The organism is Mycoplasma bradburyae (genome assembly GCF_024339025.1).
Lineage (GTDB): Bacteria > Bacillota_I > Bacilli_A > Mycoplasmatales > Mycoplasmoidaceae > Mycoplasmoides > Mycoplasmoides bradburyae.
The window spans coordinates 364207-377665 of the sequence record NZ_CP101415.1 but is presented as its reverse complement, the minus strand read 5'-3'; the positions used below and the strand labels follow the sequence as shown (position 1 = coordinate 377665).

General features: G+C 26.2%; 4 protein-coding genes. All 4 read right to left on the bottom strand.

What is annotated here, in order from left to right:
• Positions 1-87 precede the first annotated feature (87 nt).
• From NMG77_RS01540 to NMG77_RS01525, 4 genes are read right to left on the bottom strand one after another with little or no spacing between them, the layout of a single operon-like run.
• Positions 88-3108, bottom strand: a complete 3021-nt coding sequence (locus NMG77_RS01540; RefSeq protein WP_255046007.1) for a hypothetical protein — start codon at positions 3106-3108, stop codon at positions 88-90.
• A gap of 11 nt (positions 3109-3119) precedes the next feature.
• Positions 3120-4346 (bottom strand): hypothetical protein, encoded by a 1227-nt coding sequence (locus NMG77_RS01535; RefSeq protein WP_255046006.1) that lies wholly within the window; start codon positions 4344-4346, stop codon positions 3120-3122.
• A gap of 11 nt (positions 4347-4357) precedes the next feature.
• On the bottom strand, positions 4358-7645 hold the full coding sequence (locus NMG77_RS01530) for a cytadherence-associated protein (protein ID WP_255046005.1): 3288 nt from the start codon (positions 7643-7645) through the stop codon (positions 4358-4360).
• An 8-nt stretch (positions 7646-7653) separates the two neighbouring features.
• Positions 7654-13437 (bottom strand): cytadherence high molecular weight protein 2, encoded by a 5784-nt coding sequence (locus tag NMG77_RS01525; protein ID WP_255046004.1) that lies wholly within the window; start codon positions 13435-13437, stop codon positions 7654-7656.
• Positions 13438-13459 lie beyond the last annotated feature (22 nt).

The following is a 13459-nucleotide window of genomic DNA, read 5'->3' as shown; positions in this document are numbered from 1 at the left end:
AGTGTTTAGTTACTTATCAATAAATTTCATTCAGTCAATACGACATAAAAATTGAATAATCAGGCAGATAGTCTGATTATTTTTCTGTTATTTTGAACTTGTTAATTTTTTAGGTTCGTTCTCTTTATATATTAAATTAGGTCCTCTAAATTTGAAATCTTTTAAATCGTTAAGAATTGATTTAGCTGGAGTTTTTTTATTAGCTTTATTAACTAATCTTAAATCCTGAGAATTAATTAATTTATCCTTTAAGCTTTTGTTAACAAAAGGATTTATTGTTTTTATTTCGGTCGATACTAAAGGCTTTTTATATGAATTTATATCATTAATATTGTTATATTGCTTAGCAATATTTTTAATGATAATTTTACTAGTTTCTTCTCTTAATTTTTCAGTTAAAGCTTTAGAGAATTTTTCAGAATTAAAATTATCTTCAGAAATTAAACGATCCTTAATAATTCTTTTTTGTTCTTTTATTAATTCAAGAATATTTTCATCTATACCTTCAAAATTAGATTCATTTAATTCGATTTCTTCAGTATTAGATGAGTGTTTATTCTCTAGATAATATTTTGGTGTATCAAACTTTTTGTTAATCAATGAGTGGAAGTCAATTGTCGAATTATTATCAACAGTCTCTCATTCAGTAGTTTCAATTACTTCTAAATTAGATTTTGGCAATTCAGTTTTAGATGATGCAAAAGTTTCCGAATTATTTAATTCAATTGTGTCATCCACTAGTTTAGTGGATTCATCTAGAACTCTGATAATAGGCGCTTTTGAGTAATCAATTGCTTTTTTACAGAACATTTTAAATTCTGTCTGTTCTTTTATGATCGAGTTGTAACTTTCAAATTCAAAATCAATGTAATTATATTTAACGTCTAGCTCTTTTAAATCTCAATTTAAATCATTATTATTTACAGGATAAATTCTGTCATCTAACAATTCAGAATCAAGTTTTTTGTAGTTAGGTTTAAATTTAACGCTAACAGTTTCTAAATCTTGTTGAATAACTGATTCTGGTTTAATTTTGATTAACGGAGACGAAGAGTAATCCATTCAATCAGCTACCATCTTTAATTCATTTTGTTCTTTGATGATATTGTTATAGCTTTCACAATCAAAGCTTAACATGTCATATTGAGTGTTATCTTCTTTAAACTTCCAATTAAGTTCACGTTTTTGAATCGGATAAATTGTTTGATCAGTTAACTCTTCATTTAATTTATCTAGTTCAATTTTAAATGTTTCTTCTTGAATATCTAAAACAATTTCGTTTACTAAGTTATCAGTTTCAACTAAAAGTTCTCGTTTATTTTGCTTGATACTTTCAATATCAGACACAATATTTGCATCTAAAATGATTTCAACATTTTCAATGTTAATTCCTGAATCCTTAATTTCATTTTCTATCTGACTTAGCGAAGCTTCTAATTCTTGAATCGATTTTTGTTTGCTTACTTCTTCATTAACTGAATTATCAAATGTTCTGAAGTCATTTTCAGGGATATTAATAACTTCTTGTTTAACGAAATTGTTATTCATTGTTATCGCTGGAATGACTTCTAGTTCATCTAATGATTTTTTATTTGTTCTATGAACTACAACAGCAGGAATGACTTCTAATTCATCTAATGATTTTTTCTTTTTTGTGATTGATTTCAATTCAGAATTTAATGCTGAATTCATTTTATTTACATCAACATATAATTCTTTTTCTTTAACACCATCTTCGATAACTTGGTAATGGATAATCGAATTATCTTTATGAGTTTTTTCTTCTAATTTATTACTTGTTTGATTAATATGAATAACTTCTTTATCGATATTCACACCTTCTAATTCAATATCGATTGTATGATTTAAATCAACAGAGTAATCAATTGTTTCAGAAATTGATTGATAAGATGGTTTATAAACTTCTTGAGAATTAGTTTGATTTTCACTTAAATCAACTACATCGATTTTTATAACTTCATCATTAATTAGATCAACATTAACCTCAGGTAAGTTCGTAACTTCTAAAACTTCAGGTGGAAGAACTGGATATTCAGAGATTTCAATAACTTTTTGTTCGATTAGAGGTAGAATCGATTCAACATTCGGTTTGTGAATGTTAGCATCTGATAAATTAATTAATGATTCACTAGATAATTCTACAACTGGTTGATTGATTACGACAGGTTCTGATATTACCTCATTTTGAATATTTGGCTCAGTGATAGTTTTAACTTCTTGAATAACTTCAGATTGAATTACTAATTCTTCATTTATTTCTAATGGTTGTTGAATATTTAAATGAATGTTTGGTTCATAAACATCTTTTTTTTCTTCTACTTCATCTGCAGGAATTGCGTCATAAACAACACTTTCTTTATTAAGTTGTAATTCGTTAAATTCCTTTTCATTATCAAAAGCTAAATTATTAACAGATAATTCCTCTAATTCTGTTAGCTCTTCAATATTTAAATCAGCAAGATTTTCCGGCAATTGATCGAGTGATTTTATTTCACCTTCAATAACATCTTCTTCTTTATTGTTAATAGGTTGGCGTTTTTCAGAATTATAGATAATTTCTTCAATAATATCACTAGCAGTAGAAAAGTTTTTAGCTTGTTCTATTATATCTTTTTCTTCTTGTTCTTTGTAATCGCCGTCATAAATCGTATCAGTAATTAAAGATTGATCAGTTTCATCAAAAAAACCGTCAAAACGTTTACTAATCGATTCTTTGATCGCTTGAGCTGTACGATCTTCTTTTTTCTTTTTCTTAGTTAATAAACTTTTCTTAGACTTAAGTTTAATTTCGTCAAATTCAGCTTGAAGCAAATCTTCTTCATCTAAAACAGAATCAAAATATTTATTTTTTAAATGGCTTTTGTTAGTTCTTATTTCTCCAGAAAAGATGATGTTTTCATCGTTTAAAATTGATTTATTACTAAAATCAAGATCATCTTCTTGTTCAAATTCACTTTCAACTTTTACGTTTAAAAGCTCTGGTTGGTTATTAGCTAGATTTTTAGCAACACCTACTTCTTGTTGTTCTTTCTTAACTCTTTTTTTTGTTTTTTTATTTTCTGTTTTATTTTTTTTAGTTCTAGCCATAATGTTTTATTTTATAAAATTTGATACTTCTTGAAATTCTTAAGTTCACGATTAGCAATTAAATTAATTAAATCATTTTGATTTAAATAATTAACGCGATAACTATGTTTTCAAGTTAATGCATTTAAAATTGGTCCAATTTCATTATTATTGATACCTAAAATATATGCCCTTTTTCTATGTTTGTCAATCAAAGTTATTTGTTCAGTTCAAGAAACATGATAATCATAAACAATTTCTAGAACTTCATCAAAGTTAGTTGCACTAATAAATGCTGATAATAAAACCTTGGTGTTATTCATTAGATCAGAAATTGATAAATTATTATGTTCAAAAATGATGTAATTAATCGGGTGATAGAACACTAAGAAATAAAGTGGTTCACGTTTTTTAGTTAAATCATTTTCAGTTACTCTGATCATCCTTAAAATCTTAGCTTTATCTAAAATCCTAATGATTTCTAGTAATTCCTCAAAATCGATATCAAGTTCTTTTGACAGTAAATTTAGATTAAAACAAGGAATATCAGCATAAACAACAACATTTAATAATGACATGCAAGTTTTAATTGAATACTTCTTGTTAAATAATTCATAAACATCATGCCTAAATAAATTAACAATTTGATTAAAAAATAAAATCTGCGCATCAGCTTTATCGTTAAATCTTGCTAAAATAGGACTGTATGAATTTAAATAATCATAGTAATCTACAAAATTAATATCACTAAACTTTTCTTTAGTAATTAAATATTCACTAAATCTAAAGGGTTTTAGGAAAAAGTGATTAAAGTTATAATGATCGATAATCTTATTATAAAGAATACCAGAGTTGTTTACAAACAAGTAAAATATAATGTTTTGCTTTTTAGCAATCTTAGCAATTTGTTTAAACCAAATTTTTGTCCCTTCTTGTTGGTTCATATTACTAATAATAAAGAAAGCATTATTAATATCTTTAATTTTATTTAAGAAATCATCAATTTTAGTTTCATCATTAACATAAACAGAACTTAAATCTACTAAATAAAGACTATTTAATAAGTTTTGTGAGTTAAATCTAGAATAGATTTCACTAATAATTTCCGTTTGTCCGCAATAATCCAAACCAGAAATTACTGATACCTTTTTAGTCTTTTTTGTAGAAAATAAAACATCAACAAAGAAACCACGCGTAAAATTAGTGGTCAGGTTTTGACTAATTCAGTTTTTTATCTGTTCTGAATGAATGAATTCCATAATGTCTTTTTCTACTTGTTTGAGTTAATAATTTTATTAGCGTATTGTTTAATTTCGCTCTTAGATAATCTTCCTTTATTTACGCGTTTGAATACACCGCGTCTTCCGCTCATTTTTTGAGGGATTTTTTCTTTTTCACCAGCTTGCGCTTGGTAAATTTTTTTAGCAAATCAACCACCTGGTTTTCTAATTTTTAATGATTGATCATTGTTTAGTTGTTCTTGAATTTTATCATTAATAATTACTACATCTTCCGTCTTGTAATGATTAATTCCATCATAATTATCATCATAATCAAATTGATTATCGTTTTGATCTGGAATGAATTCATGAGATGATGATTGATTGTTTTGATACTTACTTATGTAAGCCTCTTGGTTTTGATCTTGATAATTATAGTTTTGATCATATTCATAGTCATTTAATCCGTTTTCATAACCATAATTAAATTGTTCTATAATTTCAGGATCTAATTCAACATCAACAGGTTCGAAATACATTCCATTTTCATCAACATAACCTTCATCATATTGGTCATATTGATCGTTATAATACCCATAATAACCAGAATAATCAGGGTAGTAATTATAAGTATTTTCTTTTAGTCGAGAAATTTCTTGATTGAATTTTTCAGAAACTTTAGTTGTTATTTCATCAGTAATTAAATTAATGCTATCTTTGTTATAGATATTATGAATATTGTTTAAGAACGATTCTTTTGATTTGTTGTATTCATCAATAATTGTTTGATTTTTTTGTTGTTCTTCTTTTAATTTATCAATTTTTTCGTTAATCGCATTAACATTAATTTGATCAACCTTATTACTGTTTTTGTATTTTTCTTTTTGTTTTTCTAATTCGTCTAGATCTTTATTATTTTTATTGATTAATATTTCTTGATATTGATTTCATTCGAGATTTTTTAATCTAATAATATCGTCAAACTGTTCTTTTTGTTGGTTTAGTTTAGTGATAATTTCAACTTGTTTTTGCTTAATTTGTTTATCATATTCTTTTTGTTGTTCGTTAAGAACATTTAGGTAAGTATCTCTAATTTGATCGAAATCACTTTCCTTTTCATTTAATAATTCGTCGGTTTTAATTTGAATTTTTTCGTTAATTAAGTTTATGAAATCATTCTTACTTTTGATAAGCTCATTTTCATATCTTTCTTTATGTTGATTTAAGATTGCTTCATACGCAATTTTTTGATTTTCTAAAACATCTTTAAACTCAGTTGTTTTCTTAATGATTTCAGATTGATTTAATTCTTGATTTTTGATCAATTGATTTTTTAATTGACTAATTTGTTCATTAAGAGCTTGAATTTGAACATTTGATTCTTCTTGTTTTAATTCAAGAGCTTTTTTATCTTCTTGATATTTTTGTCTTAGTTGTTCTAAAATATCAAAGTTGTATTGATTGTTATTTAAAGCAACTGCACTTTGTTCTACAACGACATTAGGCGTTAAAATTTCTGGTTGCAATGATTCTAAATCAATTACTTTATTTAATTCATTTAATTGACCTAATGATAGTTTTTGATTTTTATTATTTAATTCTTGATTAGCTAATTGATTATTAGGAATTTCTTGTTTAGTTAATTGACTAAATGGAGAAGTTTCGGATTCAAAATTACCAACTATTTCAGGTTGTTGATTTTGCAGTTCATTTGGAACTTGAACATTTACACCTTCTTGTAAAACATAGCTAGAATCAATTGTTGAAATCTGAATATTTTGTTCCTGAATATTTTTCTTGATTTGATCTAATTTTTGATTTTCTACCTGAATATTCTTAACAATATTGCTTAAATCTTTAATCTCATCAATTTCTTCGTTAATTGTGATGTTTTCAATTTTTTCAACTGAAACATCTTGATCAACAACTTCCGGAACAATTGAATCTCTAGCTTCTATTTTGATGTTAGTTTCAATTAATGGATTTAATTCATTGATCTTTTTAGTTAAAATTACTGCTTCATTTTCAGAATCTTCTTCTTTAACCACAAGAACATTTTGAATCGGTAATTCTTGTTGGATTTCTTCTTTTTGTTCTTTTGATTGAATTGGTTTTAATTCTTTTTCTTGATCATCGTAATAATCCGGTTTAACAGTAATAATTGGCGATGCTGGTACTGTTGTTTCTGTGATATTAATCGGTCGAAGATCTTTTAAAGATTGCAGTTTTTCTTCTAGAATTTTTTCTTGCTTAATGATTGCTAAAGCTAATTGTTCAGCTATAAATTGTTGTGAATATTTAGTTAATTCTAGTTGCGCTTGGTGTTCTTGCTTCAATTCATTTAATTTTTTCTCATTAATCTCAATTAGTTCTAATTGTGTTTTTAAAACTGATTGTTTTAACGCTTCTAGATCTTGTTTGTTAATCAGATCTTGTTTATTAATGTTATTAATATCAACTTTAATTTCTTCTCTTAATTTATCTAAATCGATTTTAGCGATTTTATTAAAATCAGTGGCTAATTGATTTTTTAATAAATCCAGGTCTTTTTTAGTTGTTGAGCTAAGATCGATACGTAGATCTTGCTTTAAATCTTCTAGATCTTTTTTTGTTAAGTTATCTTGAACGATTAATTTATTTTCAATATTATCTAATTGTTTATTACTAGAGTTAGATAATGATCTTATCTCATTAGCGATTCAATCAATTGATTGTTCTAAATTAACTAATTTAGTTTTAGCATCTAGTTTTAATTCAAATAAGTATGTTAAAAATTCATTTTGTGAATTGAACTCTTTATTATTTAAATAAAATAATCACGGCTTAATATTAGCTTTGCTAATTTCGTCCGCTATTGTTGCTGAATGTCTATTAATTTCATCAAAAACTAACTGAACTTTTGTAAGCGTTTTATTTAATGAATAATATTCTTTCTTAAGTTCAACTAAATCTTGAACAGATAATCGATCAATGTTAGAGCTATCAAAATCGTTGTTATAGAAATTTCTATATAAGTTTTCTAACAGCTTTATTCGAGTAATTATATTTTGTCTTAATGCTGTTAAATTATCTTCTTCTGAAGTTGGTTTAGTTATTTGTTTTGCATCGTTATCTGAATTTATTTCATTTAACAATTGCGCTTTTAGTTGTTCTAATTGTTCTGTTAATAAAGCAATTAGCGCATCATCTTCAGCTTCTTGTTCTTTAGTGTATTCTTCTTGACAATTTACACGATAATTAACTTGGGGAGGTTGATAGTTAGAAAAGAAGGTAGATTCTTCTCTTCTTTCTATAATATCATCTTGTAACAACGCTTTTGATTGATCTTTATTATTCATTTTTAATGCTACTTAGCTTTCTTTTTTTCAATTAGTTCTTTAATTGTTTTAATTTCATTTGCTAATTGATTGATGCGTTCTTTTTTACTATTAGAAACATCCTTTTTGTGATTTAAATCAATTCTTAAATTCGAGTTTAGATTGTGATCAAAAATTTTACTTCTTTCTTGATACATTCTAAGGTTTTCATTGTATATAGAGTTTAAATCATCTTGGAATGGTTTAACTTCAGTTTTTTGAGGAGTTGCTTTAATTTTTTCTGTATTTGTTTTTATTTCAGAAATCTCTTCATATAAACCAGATAAACGTTTTTGCAATTCCTGATTTTCGTTTCTTAGCAAACTAATGTTCTGTTCGTAAGAATTTTTTAAGTTATCGAACATTTTTTGATATTTTTGATCTTGGTATTCTAATGTTTTCTTAACTTCAATAGGACTTTTTTCTATTACTTGAGATAATTGGTTTATTCTTGAATTGAATTCTTCTTTTTCGTTTCTCAATAAATCTACTTGGTTTTTAAAATCAGATTTAATTTCGTTAAATAAACTTCTAAATTCGTTTGTATTAAGATTTTGTGAATCGCTTGTTTGTTGTTTTGTTTCATTAAGAATATTTTTGATTTCTTCTACTAATTTTGAATTAGCAGAAATTTCTTCTAATTCTCTAGAAGTTATTTGACTTTGATCAATGCGCTTTTGTTCTAAATCGCTTTCAATTTTCTTAATGCGTTTTTCAGTGTTAACAGCAACTTGGTTTAATAAGTTGTGTAATGAATTAATCTTATAAGAGTTATCAGCGTTTAGTTGATTGTGGTAAGTTAAATGTTGAGTTGCGTTTTCTGCAAAAGCTTTTTTGTGTTGTTTTAATTGTTTTAATTGTTTAGTTAATTTAGTGTTTTTCTTGTTCGCTTCTTGTAAAGCTCATTGGTGTTCTTTTTGAATAATGAACATCTGCTGATTGTTAATCATTTGTTGCATTTGCATCAAAGGATTATTGATATCAAATGTAGGTTGAGGTGGGTATGCTAAACCAACAAATTGAGGAGATTGCATTGGTAATACTCCTTGATTTGGTACGATTTGTTGATTTGGATTTAAAAAATTAGGGTAGGGATTTTGGAAGTTTGCCATATTGTTTTTCTTAATTTCTTCTTGAATTAATCTTCTTTGTTTTAAAAGATTATTTCTAGCATCTAGGATTTTTTTATTTAGTTGAACTAATTTTTTAAATTGGTTCTGGATATCTTCTTGTTTTTTCTTTAAAGCATTATCAGTAGCTTTTGCAGATGTTAAGATTTTTCTTGCCTTATTATATTCAGAACGAAGTTTTTGTTTTTTCTCTTCTAGTAATCTTTCTGTTTCTTGTAAGCGTTGAGAATTTTCTGCGTTTTTCTCTAACTCTTTTTGAAGATCAGCTTTTTGTTTACTAACAAGTTGTTGTAAGTTAGATAGTTGTTGTGTCTTAAAATCAACTTCTTGCTTAATATTACTAACTTTGTGTTTTTCTTTTACGATCTGTTTTAGTTTATTTTCAACTTCTTCGTTTTTAAATTTGATTTCTTGGAATTGTTGATTTTTTGCTAAATTTAGTAGATCGCGTTCTTTATGTAATTCTTGTTGTTTTTTTAATAAAGATTTGCGTAGCTCAGCATTCTTAAACTTTTGTTCTTCTAAGATGCGTTTTTCTCTTTCTTGTTCTTTATAATTTCGAATAATTTTCGAACGAAGAATTTCAATTTTATTATTTTTTTGATTTAATTGATCTTTTAGTTGTTCAACTTTATTAAAAAAACTTGTTTTTTCGTGAGCTAATTTGTTTTGTTCATTCTTGATTGATTTAGCTAATTTTTGATATTGTTCAATTTTAATTTTTAATTCTTTCTTATTAGAATTAACGTTGAAACTTTCTTTTTCTAAAATGTAACGTAATTGTTTTAAGTCTTCTATTTTGAAGCTTAGATTACGTTCTTTTTGTTGAACTTGTTGGTAAAACTCATCAATTTCTTTTAAGTCGTTTTCTTTTTGTTGAGAAAAATTACGTTTTTCAGTTTCAAGAGTTCGGTATTTATTCTCAAGATCACGTGACAAAGCTTGTTGATCTGCCATGATTCGATCAACATTAGAACGATCTAATAGAACTTTTTGTTTTTCAACTTCAAGATCATTTTCAATTTTTCTTAAACGAGTAATAAACTCAGTTTTTTTACTGTCTAAGTATTCGCTTTCGCGGTCAATTTTTTCTTTCTTTTCATTCAATAAAGCTAATTGATCATTGATTTTAGATTTATCAGCTTTATTATTCTTGCGAATTAAATCTAATTTAGCAAAAGCTAAATTGATTTTGCTCATCGCATTGTTTACTTCTTTTTCCTTAGCAGATAGTTGTTCTTTTTCTTTTTTTATTTTTTCAAATTCCGCTTTACGATCAAACGAAAATTGTTCTTTTTCAGATTCTAAAGAATCTATCTTACGTTGTAAATCAGCTTCTTTTTGTTGTTGTTGTCTAGTTTTTTCATTTAATTCTGCTGAACGTAAAGATAAGATTTCATTTTTTTGATTAATTTCAGATTTTAAAACGCCGATTCTTTGGATTAAATCGATACGTTTTTTAGCTAACAACTCATCTTCTTCTTTAAATTGTTTTTCCTTTTTTTCAAGAATTAACAACTTGTCATCAATTTCTTGTTTTTTTAACTTACCTTCGCGAGCAATTGCAACTAATTCATCTTTTTGTTTATCGATTTCGCGTTGTTCGTTTTCAATCTGATTGCGTTGTTTTTGAATTTCTAAATGAAGCTTAGAAATCTTATTGTATTTATTACGTTTTTCTTCGTCAAAGTTATTTCTTTCTTCTTCAAGACGTTTAATATCTTTTTTAATTTGAAGTTCTTGTTGATCTTGTTCTAGTTTTCTTCTTTTTATCTCTTCTTCTTGAAGTTGTAAAACTACATTACGTTGATTATATTCAGCTTCTAGTAATTTAACTTGATTATCAAATTTAACACGTTCTTGTTTGATTGCTTCGTCTTGCTTAATAAATTCAATTTCAGCACGTTTAAATTCTTCAAGTTTTAACTTAATTTCATCGCTTTTAGCATTATTATTTTTTTCAATTGTTTTTAATTGGCTGTAGCGATCATTAACTTTTTGAGCATATATAAGTAATTCGTTTTCTTTAACGTCTAACTTATTTTTAGCTTCAATGAACTCCTCAAATTTTTGTTGTTTTTGATGAGCAAATTTTTTCTTTTGTTGTTCTAAATCATCTAATTCATTACTTAAACGTGTATTAAGTTCGTTGTAATGATTTTCTTGATCTTTTTTAAGTTGTTCTAATTCAGTTCGTTTTCTAACTAAATCAGATTCGATATCATTAATTTTAGCAATTGAATTAGCTTTAAAATTCTCGATATTGTTTTGATAGATTTCTAAATCACTTCTTTTTTTAGCTAATTCTCTAATTTCATCATCAATTGATTTTTTAAGCTTATAGTTTTCTTCTTTATCTAGATCTAATTGTTTTCTTTCATTACTAAGCTTTCTCAATTCATTTTCAAGATGAGCTTTCTTAAGTTCAAGTTCTTGATGCATTACTTGAGACTTGTGAAATGCTTCATTTTTTTGAATCGTTACATCATTTTGGTAATTGACTAAAGAAGCTTCTTTCTTTTGTAGATTTTTTTCATAGATTGAAAGATCTTCTTTTTGACGTTTTAAATCCTGTTCAAAAGCTTTAAAATCTTCAATCATCTTACGTGATTTTTGATTTAATTCTTCTTTTTGTAGTTCTAGATTACTTTTACTTGTGTTTAAATTTTCAAGTTCGTTTTTAAGCTTTTGTTCAAGTAGTAATGATGACTGCTTACTTTTTTGAGCTTTAGCTATTTCATCGTTAAGCTCATCAATTTTTTCTTGAACTTCATTTTGTTTTTGTTCAAGTCGCTCATAACCTTCTTTTAATTCTTTTTCTCGCTCAGATAGTTTTTTTTGTTCGTAACTAACGTTGTTTTCAAAGTCAGTTTGCTGACGTTTAATTTCGCGTTCGTATTGAATTAACTCTTGTTCACGTTCGTCATTTTTTTTACGTTCAATCAAAAGCATTCTTTGCAAATCAGAACGTTCAGATTCAACATCAAGTTGAATCTTACGAATCATTTGTTGATCAAGAATTTCTTTTTGATCTAAATCACGTTTTCTTTGATCAATCTCGATTTTTAATTGTTCAAGATTTCTTAATTTAGATAAGATTTCACGTTTTTGATTGTGAAGGTTATCTTCTTTCAGCGACGCTTGGTTTAGTTTATTATTAGCTTCTAAGAAAAGTTCATCAATTTCTTGACGTTTCTTATTTAAAGAAGCTTCATAGCTTTTATATCTACGTTCTTGATTTTCTTTTTCTCTTTCGAACTTTAATTTATCTTCGTTAAGTTCAGAGCGATATGTTTCAAGCTCGCTAATTTTTTCATTAACTAAAGCGTCTTGTTTATGTTTTTTTTCTTCTAAAATGCTATATTTTTGATTTAATTCACTTTGCAGATTATTTAATATAGCAATAGATTGCCTACGCATTGACTCAAATGACAGGTTAGCAATCTTTAGACGATCTTTATCGTCTCTTAATTTATTTAATAAACGCTCAGCTTTATTGTTTTTTAAAACTAAATAGTCTTTTTGCTGAATATTTCTAGCTTGAGCTTTGTTCGCTTCAAGAACAGCTTTTTTAGCTTTTCTATATGCGTTTTGTAGATCAGTTTTGCGTAGTTCAAAATAACGATCAGCATTAGCTTTAGCTTGTAAAATTTTGCTTTTTTGATCGTCAAAACTGCGTTTTGCTTTTTCTACTTCTCTTTTTAAGTTATCTAAATTATGAGCATAACCTTTTAGTTTGTTATTATGCTCATTGCGCATTTGTTTTAAAGAATTTAGATATTTTTGTAATTGTTCTTTATAACGCTTAATCGATTCTTTCTTTAAATTAAGGTTATAAAGATGCATCTTTTTAGCCTTTTCTAAAGTGTTACGCTGAGAAATTAGATCATTGATCTGTTTTTTTAAATGTTCTCTAGCGAAATCATCTAAGGCTTTAATACCGTAAGAATCTTTATTCAATTGTGAAATTTTTTCGTCAATTAAATTTTGTAATTCCGAAATTTGACGATCGATATCATTAATTTCACTTGTTGAAGAATTTAATAAATTTTTGTATTCATCAGTTTCAGTAGCTAACTTATCTTTTAATTCATCAATTTTGATGTAATTAGTTCGAATATTTTTATCTGATTCTTTATTATAAGAATCGATATTAGCTTCTTCTTTTTTTAGACGATCATTTAATTTATTAACAAAATCAATAGAATCATTTTTATACTGCTCAATATATCACAGTTCATTATCTAAACGATCTAATTCGTTTAATAAATAGTTTCTTTCATCTTCAAATTCTTCTGGATGAAATTGATCTTCGTTAGCTTCTAAATCATCAATAGCTTGTAATAAGCGTTTTTTTTCATCAGCTATTTCAGACTGTACTTTTTGATAATAATCGATATCATCATTTACTTGAGCACTTTGTTTTTTTAATTCTTCTAATTCTGCTTGTGTATTAAAAGTATTGTTATCAGAACTATGATAACTAAATTTACTTTTAAGTCTATACTGGTTTGCTAATAAATTTTCTTGGTTTGCTTTGATATATCCATCGTCAAATCCAGTGTCATAGACATCCTGAAAGACGTTATCGGATTGATCATCAAACTGACCAGTTTCGAATTCAGAATTAGGGTTTTTTCTCATTGTCGATTTATATCGATTTTGT